The 15,568-nt window shown below is 67.5% G+C and carries 13 protein-coding genes; 6 read left to right on the forward strand and 7 right to left on the reverse strand.

Going from position 1 to position 15,568, the window contains the following annotated elements; translation table 11 throughout:
• Nucleotides 1-49 precede the first annotated feature (49 nt).
• Together ACFCV3_RS00335 and ACFCV3_RS00340 are read left to right on the forward strand one after the other, a co-directional pair.
• Nucleotides 50-667, forward strand: a complete 618-nt coding sequence (locus tag ACFCV3_RS00335; RefSeq protein WP_376024687.1) for a hypothetical protein — start codon at nt 50-52, stop codon at nt 665-667.
• 3 nt (nt 668-670) lie between these two features.
• Nucleotides 671-1,507, forward strand: coding sequence for a hypothetical protein (locus ACFCV3_RS00340; RefSeq protein ID WP_376024689.1), 837 nt, complete (start codon nt 671-673; stop codon nt 1,505-1,507).
• Here ACFCV3_RS00340 and ACFCV3_RS00345 read toward each other — a convergent pair.
• From ACFCV3_RS00345 to hemW, 4 genes are all read right to left on the reverse strand, one after another.
• Complete coding sequence (locus tag ACFCV3_RS00345; protein ID WP_376024691.1) at nt 1,504-2,511, reverse strand: LacI family DNA-binding transcriptional regulator; 1,008 nt, start codon at nt 2,509-2,511, stop codon at nt 1,504-1,506. The genes ACFCV3_RS00340 and ACFCV3_RS00345 overlap by 4 nt on opposite strands.
• Nucleotides 2,512-2,597: 86 nt before the next feature.
• Nucleotides 2,598-3,917: an extracellular solute-binding protein gene (locus tag ACFCV3_RS00350; protein ID WP_376024693.1), complete on the reverse strand. Its 1,320-nt coding sequence runs from the start codon at nt 3,915-3,917 to the stop codon at nt 2,598-2,600.
• Between the two features lie 210 nt (nt 3,918-4,127).
• Complete coding sequence (locus ACFCV3_RS00355) at nt 4,128-6,416, reverse strand: polysaccharide lyase 8 family protein (RefSeq protein WP_376024695.1); 2,289 nt, start codon at nt 6,414-6,416, stop codon at nt 4,128-4,130.
• 403 nt (nt 6,417-6,819) lie between these two features.
• The gene (gene hemW, locus ACFCV3_RS00360; RefSeq protein WP_376024697.1) at nt 6,820-8,031 is read right to left on the reverse strand and encodes a radical SAM family heme chaperone HemW; all 1,212 of its coding nucleotides are present in this window, start codon (nt 8,029-8,031) and stop codon (nt 6,820-6,822) included.
• 87 nt (nt 8,032-8,118) lie between these two features.
• On the opposite strand from hemW, the gene ACFCV3_RS00365 reads away from it, so the two are divergent.
• Nucleotides 8,119-10,131, forward strand: a complete 2,013-nt coding sequence (locus tag ACFCV3_RS00365) for a DHA2 family efflux MFS transporter permease subunit (RefSeq protein WP_376024699.1) — start codon at nt 8,119-8,121, stop codon at nt 10,129-10,131.
• Here the strand turns inward: ACFCV3_RS00365 and ACFCV3_RS00370 are convergent.
• Together ACFCV3_RS00370 and ACFCV3_RS00375 are read right to left on the reverse strand one after the other, a co-directional pair.
• Nucleotides 10,128-10,595, reverse strand: coding sequence for a hypothetical protein (locus tag ACFCV3_RS00370; RefSeq protein ID WP_376024701.1), 468 nt, complete (start codon nt 10,593-10,595; stop codon nt 10,128-10,130). The genes ACFCV3_RS00365 and ACFCV3_RS00370 overlap by 4 nt on opposite strands.
• Before the next feature lie 57 nt (nt 10,596-10,652).
• On the reverse strand, nt 10,653-11,873 hold the full coding sequence (locus ACFCV3_RS00375) for an MFS transporter (protein WP_376024703.1): 1,221 nt from the start codon (nt 11,871-11,873) through the stop codon (nt 10,653-10,655).
• Nucleotides 11,874-12,035: 162 nt separating this feature from the next.
• Here ACFCV3_RS00375 and ACFCV3_RS00380 point away from each other — a divergent pair, with 162 nt between their 5' ends.
• The 3 genes from ACFCV3_RS00380 (at nt 12,036) to ACFCV3_RS00390 (ending at nt 13,699) form a co-directional block, all read left to right on the forward strand.
• Nucleotides 12,036-12,944: a DUF929 family protein gene (locus ACFCV3_RS00380; protein WP_376024705.1), complete on the forward strand. Its 909-nt coding sequence runs from the start codon at nt 12,036-12,038 to the stop codon at nt 12,942-12,944.
• On the forward strand, nt 12,945-13,409 hold the full coding sequence (locus ACFCV3_RS00385; protein ID WP_376024707.1) for a vitamin K epoxide reductase family protein: 465 nt from the start codon (nt 12,945-12,947) through the stop codon (nt 13,407-13,409).
• Nucleotides 13,410-13,486: 77 nt separating this feature from the next.
• Entirely contained in the window at nt 13,487-13,699 is a 213-nt protein-coding gene (locus ACFCV3_RS00390; RefSeq protein WP_376024708.1) for a DUF6458 family protein, read from the forward strand.
• Here ACFCV3_RS00390 and ACFCV3_RS00395 read toward each other — a convergent pair whose 3' ends face one another.
• Nucleotides 13,700-15,499, reverse strand: coding sequence for an AMP-dependent synthetase/ligase (locus ACFCV3_RS00395; protein ID WP_376024710.1), 1,800 nt, complete (start codon nt 15,497-15,499; stop codon nt 13,700-13,702).
• Nucleotides 15,500-15,568 lie beyond the last annotated feature (69 nt).

The following is a 15,568-nucleotide window of genomic DNA, read 5'->3' on the forward strand; positions in this document are numbered from 1 at the left end:
GTTGTCCGGCGCAGCCAACGAGCGCATTCTGTAGTCGGGGGTGACCGGTATGCGCACAGTGATGGCAGCAGCAGTAGCGATCTTGATGCTGGTCGTGGGGTGCAGTGACACGCCGGCTGGAAACGGTGGCAGTACGACGCCGCCGGAAACGACGGAGACGACGACCGGCGAACCGACTCCGGAGCCGACCACCACGGAGACCACCCAGACCAAGCAGAACAAACCCGCCATCTCGCTGGCGACCGCGCCCGTCGGAGGCGCCCCCGACGAGACCGGGATCGAGCAGTGCGCGTCGGTCGCCTGGCTCGCCGGCGACCTCCCCGACGGCACGGTCGTCACGTTCGGCGAGGTCCGTCTCGAACCGGGCGACATCTTCGAGCTCTACCAGCAGGCGTGTCCGGGTGACCGCCGGCGGTGTCCCGGCCTGACCATTCGTGCGAACACGGAGCCCGAGTCGTGCTACGTCGGCGCGAAGCAGGTTGCCAACGGCACCGAGGACCCGAACGTCGTCATCGAGGCCGAGGTCACCTGCGATACCGAGGACGACTGCCGCAAGGTCCAGAAGGAGGCCAAGAAGCGGGGCACCCAGGTGGAGTTCATCACGGGCGAGCTGCCCACCGAGACTGTTGAACCGACCGAGACGCCCGAAACCCCGACCGACGGGTGAGCTATGGCGGACGAGCGATCGCAGGCCGAGCGCTGGGTGAGTTTCGCCGCCGGCATCGTCACGCCGGTGACGCTGATCAGTACGTTGCTCTTCTACTTCGGCTACGTCTCCGCGCGATCGCAGTACGAGTACTTCGGCATCGACGTCGACACGATCGGCCTGAGTACCCAGGACTACGTGATGCGCAGTCCACAGCCGCTACTCGTCCCCTTGCTCGTGCTCACGCTCCTCGCGGTGGCAGCGCTCCTTGTACACAACGCGATCCACCCGACAGCGACCGCCGTACGGCGATCCACCCGCGTCATCGTCGTCGTACTCCTGCTCGGCGTGGCCGGACTGCTCGCCTACCCACTGCTCGGGCAGATGCCGTACTACGCCCTCGTGGTGCCGATGGTGATCGGACTGGCCGCTGCCGCGCTCGCCTACGCCACCTACCTACGGAGTCGCCTCGATCCGCCGACTCGTGCGCCGCGAGTGCTGATCGGTCTGCTCGCTGTCGTCACCGTGACCTGTGCGTTCTGGGCAACCGCCACGACAGCGCAGTACTCCGGCCGTGGGGTGGCCAAGGGTGATGCGCGGAACCTGGATCACTTCCCGGCGGTCATCCTGGACACCAAGGAGAAGCTGGCGCTGCGGTCCCCGGGTCTGGAGGAGACCGCGCTCCGGCCCGGTGCTGGGCAGACGTTCAACTACCGGTACCGCGGTCTGCGGCTCCTCGTCGTGGGCGAGAACCGCATGTTCCTGGTGCCGCAGAACTGGACGGCGTCGAACACGACTCTCGTCGTACCGCTGAACGACTCGATCCGGGTGCAGTTCGCCTTCCAGAACGATCCGCCTTAAGCGCTGTCGCGGATGATCAGCTCGGTGCCGTAGACCTCGGCGCCGGTGAGGTCGGCGCCGGCGATCTTGGCCAGCAGGATCTCGGCCAGCCGCGCCCCGAGCCGCTCGACCGGCTGGCGAACCGTGGTGAGCTTCGGCGTCGTCGTGGTCGCCAGCACCGAGTCGTCGAACCCGACCACCGCGACATCGGCCGGCACCCGGCGACCGCGCTCCGACAGCACCCGCAGTACGGCGGTCGCCATCAGGTCGTTCGCCACGAAGATCCCGTCGAGATCGGGGTACTTGTCGAGCAGCTCCAACGCGGCCGCTTCCCCACCGTCGGCCGTGAAGTCGCCGAAGGCAACCGCTTCCGGCAAGCCGGCCTCGGTCACCACATCCTGGTAGCCGGTCAACCGGTCCAGGCCTGCTGTCATGTCGATCGGCCCGGCCACCGTGCCGACCTTGCGCCGGCCGAGACTCAGCAGATGCTCGACCGCGGTCCGGGCACCGGCCACGTTGTCCACGTCCACACTCGCCACCGGTACGTCAACGCCGAGCGGCCGAGCGCTGAACACGATCGGCAACGGCAGCTGCGCGAGCTCCTGCAGCACGTTGTCGCGACCGTGGTGGCTGATGATGATCGCGCCGTCGACGTGCCCGCCGCGCAGATACCGGAGCAGGCGCTGGTCATCGCCTTCGGCAGGCTCGAGCAGCAGCACCAACTGCGAGGACGTCGGCGCCAGCGTCCGGCTCACGCCGCGCAGCATCCCAGCGAAGAAGGGATCGGAGAACACCCGGCTGTCCGGCTCCGGCACCACGATCGCCACCGAGTCGGTCCGCCGTGTCACGAGCGCGCGGGCGGCCCGGTTCGGCACGTAGCCGAGCTGGCCGATCGCACGCTCGACCAACGCCACCGTCGACGGCAGCACCTTGGGCGATCCGTTCACCACCCGAGACACCGTTGCGCGCGAAACTCCGGCCAGTGCTGCGACCTGCTCGAGCGTGGGAGAACCTGTGTCGTCCATCGGCCCTCCCCGTGTCGGTTGGTGTGTGTTCACACCGTATTACTATCCGGGGTTAATTTCTGGCGTTAGGGTTCGCCAGAGTGTTCTCAGCCACTCGACCGCGTATTGGCTGCTTTCTCAGCGTCGTCGAGTGCCTGGCGCCAGGCCGTGGCCGGAGGCACCTTGCCCTCGTCGACCCGGGCCAGGGCCGCAGTGAACACCTGGTTGATCTCACCCTCGCGCGGACCCTTGTGCTGCTTGAGAATCACCGCGCGCGCCCGGTTGACGAAGATCTCGCCGACCGGTGCGTTGTTGAAGTACGGATTGACCTGCGACTTCACCTGGGGGTCGTCGTACGCATCGAGTGTCGACGGGAACGAGCCGACCTTCTTGAAGACCTTGACCTGCTGTTCCGGTGCGGTGAGCCAGGCTGCCAGCCGGGCCGCCTCGGCCTGCTGCGGCGACTGCTTCGGCACGGTCAGGTACGACCCACCCCAGTTGCCGCCACCGCCGGGGAACACGTCGGCGACGTCCCACTTGCCCTTGCCGTAGTTCCCGGCGTTCTCCTGGATGACACCGAGCAGCCAGCCCGGGCAGGCCATCGTCGCGAACGCCTCGGTGCGGAAGGCCTTCTTCCAGGTCTCGCTCCAGGCCGGCTGCCGCGCGGACAGACCGTCCGCACTGCCTTGCACCACCTGGTCCCAGACGTTCTTCAGCTGGGTGTTCTCGCTGCCGAGGAAGCGGTCCTGGTTGGAGTAGTAGGCCTGGATCAGCTGGTTGCGCATCGCCTCCCAGGTCAGTACGGCGGAGTCGTACCAGGCCGAACCCGGCATCTTCTCCTTGAACTTCCGGCCGGTCGCGAAGTACGACGGCCAGTCCACGAACAGCTTGGCCACCTCGGCCCGGTCGGTCGGCAGACCGGCCCGCGCGAACAGGTCGCGGCGGTAGCAGATCGCCTCCGGGCCGATATCCGTGCCGTAGCCGATGATCCGGCCGTCCTGGGTGGTGGCGCCGGAGACCTTCCAGTCCAGCCAGCGGTCCTTCAGGTCGTTCGCGCCGTAGTCGCGCAGATCGGCGAACTGATCGCCCCGGGCCAGGTACTTGTAGATCCAGCCGAGCTCCATCGCCTCGATATCGGCCATCCCCGAGCCGCTGGCCAGGTTCGCGTCGAGGTTCTTGATGTGGTCGTCGACCGTCTCCGCGTGCCGCTCCACGATCCGGATGTTCGGGTGCTCGGCCATGTACTCGGCGTAGAGGTCCGCGTAGCCGAACTCGTTGAAGGTCGCGATGGTCAGTTCGATCTTCGGCCCGTCACCGGAGCCGGTCGAGCCGCCGCCACCGCCGCCGCAGGAGGCGGCCAGCATCGTGAGGGCGCAGCCGAGCAGGATGGCAATGGGGCGGTAGCCGGCACGGAATCTGCGCCGCATGGAATGGCTCCCTGGAACTGGACGGAGTTGAGAGCGCTCTCGGATCGCGAAAGTGAGCTGAGTTTCGAGCGTTCTCACCGGGTCTGTCAAGACTTTGACGACTACTCTCCGGTACCGGAACATGCAGGTCAGTACATAGCAGGCATCGTTGTCACGCTGTGAACCACGCCGACTACCGTCCGCTCGATTCCTGACCGCACTCACAGCCAGTTACCAGGTTCGCTCAAACGTTTGGGTGGCACCACGGGTCCCGCCGACCGGTACGTCGAGGACCAGCGGCGGACCGGTACGACGCTCGATCGTGAGCCGGACCGTGGTCGCCGTACGACTGGGATCGGAGACCGCGACCGCGGTGTTCCCGACGACCACCGAGGCCGGACCGTCGCTGGTGATGCCGCCCGCGGATCCGGGCCCCCAGAAGTTCGCCATCGTCACCTGGTCCCGGTCGGAGCGGATCGCCTGCACGGTGGCGGTGTTCGCGAGGATCGTGATGCCCGGATGCACCGAACGCAGCGCGGTCTGCCACGGACTCGCCCCCGGCAGCAGGATGTAGGCGTAATCGCCGGCCTCCAGGCCGTGCTCGACAACCAGCGACTGGTAGCGCCGAGTGAACGGCGTGGTCGACCCCGCGGTGTCGTTGCCGACGTTGATCTCGGACCACGAGGCCGTCCGGTCCTCCTGGTGCGCTCGGACCCGGCTCTTGGTGGGAAAGAGGTAGCCGCCGACCCCGTGCAGGTGCGCCCACCGCGGGTCGTCGTACAGCTGATTTGTGGCGGTCCGGCCGTTGACCAGCAGCTGGGCGGTGCTCTTGCGGTTCTCGACGACGGTCTCGACCGGGTAGCCGTCGGTGCCGACGATTCCGGCGCCCAGGGCAACGACCGCATCGGACAGGCAGAACCAGGACTTTCTTGCCTGCAAGGACTTGTCGTGGTTGATCAGGTGCATGCCGACGGCGCCGAGCGAGTTCCGGTACGACGCTCCGCCGACCCACTCGGCGAACGCGGCAACCGTGCCGGTGCCAGGCCCGCTTCCGAGCGGCGCACGCGGTTTGGTGCTGACCGTCGTACCGGGCAGGCGTTGGGCGTCGACGGTCGGCCAGAACGCGTCGAAGAACTGCGACTGGTCGTCGGTGTAGAGGTAGGTCATGCCGTCGCCGACGTACCAGCCGCGGAGGTTCTCGCCGTTGCCCGACTCGTAGCGGGCCATCCGCTTGGACGACAACGCGATCGCGAAAGTCCAGCCAGGGCGGCGATGGACGACACGATCCTGGTGATGGAACTGGAAGTGCTGTGGCTTCGCGGGCGCAGGCTTGACGGTGTCGTCGGCCAGCACCGCCTTGGCCCGGGAGATCTCGGGAATCGATGCCGATGGCAAGTAATCGTTGAGCCGGTCCCGCGTCAGCCAGCCCTTGGCCAATGCCTTGTACGCCGCTGCGTACGGCTCGGCGATCCCGCTCGCGAGCAGCAGCACGGCCGACGTGGTCGCGTGCCCGTTGCGGTGGTCACCCGCCTTCTCACGGGAGATCGCGCGACCGGAAACGGCGTCCATCATCAGGCCGTTCACCATGAACGGCGCGAAGCTCGCCTCGACCGCATCGAGGATCACGGTGCGCTTCGGGTCGGTGATGTCCCACGTCGAGCCGCCGAGCAGCGAGAACAGGTTCGCAACCCCGCCGAGCGCGACGTTGCCGTAGGTGCCGACGTACGCGAGGTTGCCGTGCTGGACGAACGAGCCGTCACGGTAGAAGCCGTCGCCACTGGTGACGTAGGTGAAGACGCTGTTCTTGCCTGCTTCGGCGACGTCGCTCAACGCGTCTCGCGCAGTTGCGATCTTGCCGGCATCGTCGCCGACGATCCCGCGGAGGGCAACGATCAACGCCTTGTCCACCCGGTTCGCACCGGTCTCGCGAACTGTCGGCGAGTTGGTCCGGCGATTCGGGTCGGGGACGAAGCGGTCGACGGCCTTGAGGTACGAAGCGCGTTGCTCGGCGGACAGAACGTCGTACGCGAGGATGCAGGTGTCGAGCAGTGCGCGTGGCGCGCCGATCTCCCAGAACCACCAGTTCCCGGTCTCGGGCAGCGTCTCGTTGTAAGCACGCTGATTGAGAAAGTCGAGCGCACTCGCCAACGCAGCACCCGGTTCGCTGGTCAACGTCGTGCCCTGCGTCGCCCGCGCCAGCGCGATCGTCTTCAGCCTGCTGTAGCTGAGCGAAAAGTTGCCCGACAACGGACTCAACGGCAGATCCGCCCACAGCGCAGTCCGATTCGGATCCGCACTCAGCGTGTCAAGGAACCCCTGAGCCTGCCGACTCAGCCGCGCCAGCGCATCGCCGTACACCGGATCGCCGGGATCAATCGCCCCACCCGTCGCGAGCCCGCTCCACCTCCCCCGAAGCACCCCGAACTCGTCAACCGCCCCAGCCCACGCACCACCCGCGCTGCTCAGAACCCCCGCAGCCAAACTCGTCTGCAACAACCGACGTCGACTAATAGGCAGCATCAACACTCCTCAGGTCGGGCAAGCGCTTACCCACCCCACCACCTGCCCACAACAGTCGTCAACACCTCACAACCAATCACTCCCGAACATCCCACCCTGGGAACGTCACCCCCTCACCTCCTGCCCGCCCAGTGCCCCGGACCCCCAGGCCATCACAATCGCCCGTCACCCACCCCCCGCCCGCCTGAACCTCCCCAGCACACCCATTTGTGATGGCCTGCAGGTCCGGACCCCCACGCCCCACTCGCCACCTCCCCCTCCCCGGCATCCGACCGCCCCGCCGTCCCGCATTTCGCTGGCTGGGCACGCAAATGGGGGGTTCTCCACCCTTAACCACGGTGCGGAACCCCCAAGCCCGGTGCCTAGCCAGCCAAATTGGGGCCGGGCGGCAGGGCGGGGCGGGTCAGGGGAGGAGGTCGCGGACTACGGCGTCGGCGAGGAGGCGGCCGCGGTTGGTGAGGGTTAGGCGGTTGGCGGTGATGGTGGCCAGGCCGTTGGTGACCACGGTTTCGGCGGCGGCTCGGCCGGGGGTGTCGAGGACGTCCAGGGGGAGGCCGGCGGAGAGGCGGACTTCGAGGAGGACTCGTTCGATGCGGCGGGTCTCGAGGTCCAGGAGTTCGCGGGCGTGAGCCGGACTGACGCCGGTGGTGAGGCGTTCGGCGTAGGCGGTGGGGTGCTTGACGTTCCACCAGCGGACGCCGCCGACGTGGCTGTGGGCGCCGGGGCCGATGCCCCACCAGGTGTCGCCGCGCCAGTAGAGCTCGTTGTGGCGGCAGCGGGCGTCCTCGGTGCGGGCCCAGTTCGAGACCTCGTACCAGTTGAGGCCGGCCTGGCTGAGCAGGTTGTCGGCCAGCACGTACTTGTCGGCCAGGTCGTCGTCGTCCGGCATCGGCAGTTCACCGCGACGAACCCGCCGGGCCAGCTGAGTACCGTCCTCGACGATCAACGCATAGGCGCTGACGTGATCCGGATCCGCGGACAGCGCCGACTCCAGCGACATCCGCCAGTCCTCGAGCGACTCCCCCGGCGTGCCGTAGATCAGGTCGAGGTTCACGTGCTCGAAGCCGGCCGCGGTCGCTTCCTTCACGGCCTGCAGTGCACGACCAGGCGTGTGCTGGCGATCGAGAATCTTCAGTACGTGCGAGGAAGCGCTCTGCATGCCGAAGCTCACCCGGGTGAACCCGGCCTCGAGCAACGCCTCCAGGTACGCCGGATCGACCGACTCAGGATTCGCCTCGGTACTGACCTCCGCATCCGGCGCCAACCCGAACTCGTCGCGAACCGCCTTCAACATCGCCCCGAGATCCGCAGCCGGCAGCAGCGTCGGCGTACCGCCACCGAAGAACACCGTCTCGACCGGCCGATCGAGATCCGCCAGCACCCGCCGAGCCAACCGGACCTCGCGGATCGCAGTCTCTGCGTACGACGCCTGAGAACCACCCCCGCCGAGCTCCTTGGCGGTATACGTGTTGAAGTCGCAGTATCCGCAGCGGGACGCGCAGAACGGCACATGCAGGTAGAAGCCGAACGGACGGTCGACCGCCTCGCGGACAGCGGCATCCGGCAACGCCCCGTCCAGGGGCGCAACCTCCCCCTCGGGCAACGTTGACGGCACCCACCCATCCTACGTACCCCGGACTTCTTGATCGGATCGCCGGATTCCTGTGGTAGCGGAGAGTGCTGCAGCCGTTACATTCGGCTCATGGAGACCGAGGCTCAGCCCGTCGGGCGTGGCACCCGGAACGCGGTGATCGTCGCGATCATGCTCGGCATGCTGCTCGCCGCCCTCGATCAGACGATCGTGGCGACCGCGCTGCCGACCATCGTCAGTGACCTGGGTGGCGCGAACCACCTGTCCTGGGTGGTCACGTCGTACCTGCTGGCCGAGACCATCATGACCGCGCTGATCGGCAAGTTCGGCGATCTGTACGGCCGCAAACGGATGTTCCTGATCAGTGTCGTGCTGTTCCTCGCCGGCTCGGCGCTGTGCGGGATGGCCGACTCGATGCTGTGGCTGGTCGGCTCCCGCGCGATCCAGGGCCTCGGCGCCGGCGGTCTGATGGTGACCGCGATGGCCGTCATCGCGGACGTCGTACCGCTGAGCGAACGCGGCAAGTACCAGGGTGTGATGGGCTCGGTCTTCGGTGTCTCCACCGTGGCCGGACCGCTGCTCGGCGGACTGTTCGTCGACCACCTGAGCTGGCGCTGGGCGTTCTACGTGAACATCCCGCTCGGCATCGTCGTCCTGATCGTTGCCTCGATCTCCCTTCCGTCGGTGAAGGCGCCGACGAGTCCGAAGATCGACTATCTGGGCATCCTGTTCATCGGTGCGGCCGCGACCGGGCTGACGCTGGTGACCACCTGGGGCGGTAACGAGTACGCCTGGGGTTCGACCGTCATCCTCGCGATGATCGCGGGCTCCCTGCTCGCGCTCGCCCTGTTCATCTGGGCCGAACGTCGAGCACCCGAACCCTTACTGCCGTTGCGATTGTTCCGCTCCGGCGTGTTCACAGTCTGCTCGATCATGAGCTTCATCATCGGGTTCGCGATGCTCGGCGGCGTCACGTATCTGCCGACGTACCTGCAGTTCGTGCACGGTGCCTCGGCGACCGAGTCCGGGCTGCAGATGCTGCCGCTGGTCGGTGGTCTGCTGGTCGCCTCGATCCTGGTCGGCCAGGTGATCAGCAAAACCGGGCGCTACCGGATCTTCCCGATCATCGGCACCGTGCTGATCGGCGTCGGCCTGTTCCTGCTGTCGCTGCTCAGCAACACCACCTCGTACGTCGAGATCGCCGCGTTCATGGTCGTTCTCGGTACCGGCGTCGGCCTGTGTATGCCGGTCCCGACGGTCGTCGTCCAGAGCACGGTCGACTACTCGGATCTGGGCGTCGCCACGTCCGGCGTGAGCTTCCTCCGCACGATGGGCAGTTCCTTCGGTGTCGCGGTCTTCGGCTCGATCTACGCCCACCAGCTTCCGGAGAAGCTCGCTCCCGCCGTACAGAGTGCTCAGGTCGATCCGCGGATCGCCTCGACCGTCGACGGCGTCCGCAACCTGCCCGAGACCGCCCGCTCGCTGATCACCGCGGCGTACGCCGACTCTCTGCACGTCGTCTTCCTCTGGGCGGTCCCGGTCGCCGGCCTCGGCTTCCTCACCGCCCTCCTGCTGAAGCAGGTCCCGCTCCGCGACACCGCCCGGATGTCCGCCCGCGACGTCGGCGAGAACTTCGCCGCCCCCGCCTCCTTCGACTCCGAGCACGAACTCCAGAAGCTCGCCGCCCTCGTCGTCCAGCACCACAAACGCAACCCCGCCCCCGAGGTCCTCGCCGAATCCGGCCTCCCCCTCACCACCGCCCAGGCCTGGCTGATCATGCGGGTGTTCCGCGGCGGCCGCGAAACCGGCGCCGCCACCCTCGCCGCCATGACCGCCGACCTCAAGATGCCCCCCGGCGTCATCGAGCCCCTGGCCACGCAACTAGTTGCCGCAGGCTACCTTTCCGAAACCCTCGGCCAGTACCGCTTCACCCCTGCCGGCCTGGAGATGTTCCAGCGCTTCGTCGGCGCCTTCCGCACCTGGATCCTCACCCGCCTCTCCGAGTGGGACCCCGAGAACACCGAAGCCTTCGCAGCCGCCGTCGACCGCATCGCCACCCAGATGATCGACCAAGGCCAATCCCTCACCACCGGCAAACACGCCGCGGCCCTCACCCCGGTCTAAGCCACCAGCAAACCGACACCCACGAGCGCGAACACCGCAGTGCCGACGAGGACCACCGTCTCCATCCGCGGCTTGGGCCCGTCATCCCGGTCGTAGACCTTGTTCGGCTCGACCTCCAACGTCACCCCAGACCGAGTGGCCAACGACAACCCCACGGCGATCCCCGCCCCCACCATCAGTCCCACCGGCACACCCCGCTCCGCCGGCGACGCCGTACTGGAGATCACCATCGCCGCCACCCACCCGATCCCGGACGTCAGCAGCAACCTCGGCCGAACCCGCCACACCACTGACAAGAGCCCCAGCACCCACAGCAGCTCAATGGCATACCCGGCCCGCACACTGATTGGCCCGTCCGCCAGCACCGCAGCCACGATCCCCAGAACGCCGAGCATCGCGAACATCAGGCCGGACGGGACGCTTCCACCGTCCGACCCCAGATACCGATAGAACCGCCGCAGCATCTTCACCACGGTACGACGCCAGCTGCCGGCCCGTCGTTCCTCCTGGCAAATGGTTGCTCAGGGGGTGGGGACTGGGGCGGTGCGGCTGGCGCGGCGCCAGGCTATGGCGAGGAGTACGGCGGCGCCCGTGCCGGCAAGGCCGAACCAGCCGATGGCGGTGGCTGCGTTGGTTTTGTCGGAGAGGATGCCGGCCAGGAGGGGGCTGATGCCGGTGGCGGTGGTGAGGCCGGAGTTGGACATGCCGATGGCTTGGCCTCGGCGGGCGTCGGGAAGGCGGAGCGTCATGGCGGTGGTGGTTTGCATGACGACGATGGTGCCGAAAGCCCCGGCGACGACGAAGAGCATGACGGAGATGACGATATTGGGGCGGAGGAGGCAGAGAGCGACCGGGGCCGCGGCGGCGATGGAGAGGGGGCCGAGCAGGCCGGGGCGGCGGTGTTCGGGGACGAACTTGCTGAAGAGGAAGGCGCCGATGACGCTGCCGAGGGGGTCTGCGGCGAGGATGATGCCGACTGTTACCGCGCTGCCGCCGAACAGGGCGGCGTACGGGGCGGCCATGCCTTCGTAGACGGCGACCAGGGCCATCAGCCACAGCATCAGGACGAGGGCGCGCATACCGCGGTCGGCGAAGAGCAGGCCCCAGGTTTGGCCGAGCGATGAGCCGCGTGCTCCCGGCTCCGGCGCCGTACGGGCGGCCGGGCGGTGCTGCAGGCGGAGGCGGATCAGGATCGCGGAGCCGAAGAACGTGAGTGCGTCGATGACCAGGACGACGTACGGATTGAAGACCGCGATCAGCAGGCCGCCACCGGCGAAGCCGGCCATCTGGGCGGACTGGATGGTGATGCTGCGGATCGCCATACCGGTGCTGAAGCGTTCTTCGCCGAGTACGTCGGGGAGCAGGGCGAGCTGGGCCGATTTGAAGACCGGTTGGAGCAGGGAGACGATGCCGACGAGCACGCACAGCGACCAGAACGGCATCGCCGGGATCGCGACCAGGAGGATCAGGCAGCCGCGCAGACCGTCGATCCAGAGGATCAGGTCGCGGCGTGGGAAGCGGTCGGCGAGACCGGTGAGGAAGATGCCGCCGAGCAGGGACGGGACGAACGTCAGCGCGTAGGTCAGACCGGTCAGCGCAGCCGAGCCGGTGTCCGCGAAGACGAGCACCGACAGGGCGACGCGCGCCAGTTGATCGCCTGCCACCGACTGCAACTCAGCCAGCCACATTGCGCGGAATTCCGGTACCCGGAACACGTCTCGATAGCTCACAGCGCCCGCCATACGCCTGACCGTAGGTCCGGCCAGGGGCCCGCCGAGCAGTATTCGAACCTGGTGAAAACGTTCCTTCGGACTGGACGGAAGACTGGCGCGGAACTTCGGAGCGTCACCGGCAGTTGTGCTCTTGGGGGATTCTGTAATTGGTGACCAGGCAGGAGATACGGGATGAGCAGGCGGGTCGAGCAGAAGGCTCAGGCGCGTGAGCGAGTGGCGGCGTTGCGGGCACAGCAGCAGCGGGCCGAGCGGCGCAAACGGCTGCTGATCGCGGTCGGTGCGGTGGTGGCCGTCGTGGTGGTGATCGGCGGGCTCGTGATCATCAGGGTCGCGGGTGGCGGCGGCGACAAGACCGCGACCGGACCGTCAGGGACCGCCGACGCGCAGATCGTGTCCGCGCTCAGCTCGATCCCGGCCGAGACCTTCGCGAAGGTCGGCAGCAACGACGTCCAGGCCGCGCCCTCCGCGATCACCGCTCCCCCGCTGACCGCCGACGGCAAGCCGAAGGTGCTCTACATCGGCGCCGAGTTCTGCCCGTACTGCGCGGCCGAGCGGTGGCCGGTGTCGGTCGCGCTGGCCCGGTTCGGGACGTTCACCAACCTCGGTACGACGCACTCCGCGGCCGACGATGTCTTCCCGAACACCCCGACGCTGTCGTACCACGGAGCCAAGTACACGAGTCAGTACTTGTCCTTCACCGGTATCGAGACGACGACGAACGAGAAGGGCGCCGACGGCCAGTACAAGCCGCTGGACACGCCGAGCGCGGAGGACCAGAAGACCTTCCAGACCTACAACGCCCCGCCGTACGTGAAGAGTGGCGGATCGATCCCGTTCGTCGATCTGGGCGGGAAGTTCGTCGGATCCGGGGCGACGTTCAGCCCGGAGATCCTGGCCGGTAAGACCCAGGCCGAGATCGCGGACGGCCTGAAGGATCCGTCGAACCCGATCGCCAAAGCGGTCGACGGTTCGGCGAACGTCTACACCGCCGCGCTCTGCCAGCTGACCAACAACCAGCCGGCCAACGTCTGCAGCACGGAGGCCGTCAAGGCCGCCGCCGGCAAGCTCGGGAAGAGCTGAATGAGTACGACGACCGCCCGGGGATCGTCCCTGGGCGTGATCCCCTGGCTGACCCTCGCCCTCTCCGCGGCAGGTGTTCTGGTCTCGGCCTACCTCACCTACGAACACTTCACCGCCGGTACGACGCTCGCCTGCCCCGAGAGCGGTGTCGTCAACTGCGTGAAGGTGACGTCGTCGCAGTACTCGAAACTCTTCGGCGTACCGGTCGCCCTCCTCGGCCTGCTCTTCTTCATCGGCATGACGGCCCTGTCGATGCCGGCCTTCTGGCGTACGGCGTCCCCGTGGCCGGCGCGCGCCCGGCTGGCAGGCGTCGTGATCGGCGTCGTCTTCGTCCTCTACCTGGTGTGGGCCGAGCTCTTCCGCATCAACGCCATCTGCCTGTGGTGCACAGTCGTCCACGCTCTGACCCTGGTGCTCTTCGCACTGGTCGTCATCCGCATCGCCCTGCCCCCATTGGAGGACTGAGGTCGCAGTTTGGCGATCGGTGGTTGCGGGGTACCGCATAGCTGTCCGTCATCTCGGGGACAGCTCTGGAGGTCGTCATGGGTATCGGCATATCGGTGTTCTTGCTCGCGGTCGGCGGCATCCTGTCGTTCGCCGTCTCCGACCGCATCAGCGGCGTCGACCTCACGGTCGTCGGCTACATCCTGATGGGCGCCGGAGCATTGGGCCTCATCATGGCCGTCTTCCTCACCAGCCAACGCTCCCGCGCCGCCCGCACCTCCGTCACCGAGCGGCGCACCTACGAGGACTGACTACTTGTACAGGTCGTCGAGGACGTCGGCGTACTGGGTTTCGACGTACTTGCGCTTGAGCTTGAGGCTGGGGGTCATCTCGCCGGACTCGACCGTGAGGTCGCGGTCGAGGATGGCGAACTTCTTGATGGTTTCCCAGCGGTTCAGGCCGGCGTTGAGTTGGTCGACGTAACCCTGGACCATGGCCTCGGCGGCCGGTGAGGTGACGATCTCGGCGTAGGACTTGCCTTCCAGGCCGTTCGCGGCGGCCCAGGCGGTGATCGCGTCGGGGTCGAGGGTGATCAGGGCCGAGACGAAGTTGCGTTTGTGGCCGTGGACAACGAACTGGCTGGCGTACGGGCACAGCGTCTTGAAGCGGCCCTCGATCACCTGGGGGGCGACGTACTTACCGCCGGAGGTTTTGAAGAGGTCCTTCTTGCGGTCGGTGATGAAGAGGAAACCGTCCTCGAAGTGACCGATGTCGCCGCTGTGGAACCAGCCGTCGGCGCTCATCACCTCGGCGGTCTGCTCGGGCAGGTTGTGGTAGCCGCTCATCACGCCGTCGCCCTTGATCAGGATCTCGCCGTCCTCGGCGATCTTGATCTCGGTGCCGGTGAAGGGTGGGCCGACGCTACCGAGGCGGTAGTTGTCGGGGCGGTTCAGCGACGAGCCGGCAGCGGTCTCGGACAGGCCGTAGCCCTCGAGGATGAGCAGGCCGGCGGCGTGGAACCACTCCGCGAGTTGCTTGTCCAGGGCCGCGGAGCCGGAGACGAAGAAGCGGATGCGGCCGCCGAAGCGGGCGCGGATCTTGGACAGCACGAGCTTGTCGGCGAGAGCGAGCTGGGCGGCCAGCAGACCGGACGGCTCGGATCCCTTCTGCCGCAGCGCGGAAGCCTTGGCACCGACACCGAAGGCCCAGTCGAACAGCTTGGCCTTCACGCCGCCCTCGTTGGCGATCATCGTCTTGATCCGGCCGTGCGCCTTCTCGAAGATACGCGGCGCGGCGGCCATGAAGGTCGGCTGGACGATCGCGGCGTTCTCGACGATCTTGTCGATCCGCCCGTCGATCGCGGTCGCGAACCCGAGCTGGAACTGCACCGCCAGCAGCACCTGACCGAACACGTGCGACAGCGGCAGCCACAGGAACTGCAGGTCGTCCTGACTCAGTACGCCGGTCTCCTCGACCGCCGCACCCTCGTACGTCCACACCGAGTGCGGCAACCGGACGCCCTTCGGGCGGCCCGTCGTACCGGAGGTGTAGATCAGCGTGCACAGGTGATCCGGCCGGACCTGGGCGATCCGCTCGTCCACCTCGGCCAGCCGCGACTCGCCGAGCGCGTCGAGATCGGCCAGCGTGATGACCCAGTCGCCGTCGTCCGCGACCGGCGTACCGTCGATCAGCACGACCTTGCGCAGCGACGGCATCTCGGCCTTGTGCGCCCGCAGCTTGTCGACCTGCTCGGCGTTCTCGGCGAAGATCACCCGGACGTCGGCATCCGCCACGATGTACGCGACGTCGTCCGACATCGTGGTCGGGTAGATCGTGGTCGTCGGGGTCGCGGCGAGGATGCCGGCCACGAAGCATTCGACCCATTCGATCCGGGTGCTCGCGGCGATGGCGACGCGCTGCTCGGGCTCGACGCCCAGCGCGATCAGCCCGGCCGCGCGGCGGCGGGTCAGGGCCTCGGTCTCGGCCCAGGTCACGGACTTCCAGCCGTCCCCGGACGGGTACCGGAATGCCTCGCGCTGCGGCGTGGCCGCCACCCGGTCCAGGAACATCTGGGCCATGGTTTCCTTGCGGTTGCTGAGCACAGCGTTCATCGATGGCCTCCATCGGGGGTCAAGTGAACTGGACAGTAATGCAAGCTCCGGCCGCTGGCCATGGCACTC

It is taken from the genome of Kribbella sp. NPDC056345, assembly GCF_042262745.1.
Lineage (GTDB): Bacteria > Actinomycetota > Actinomycetes > Propionibacteriales > Kribbellaceae > Kribbella.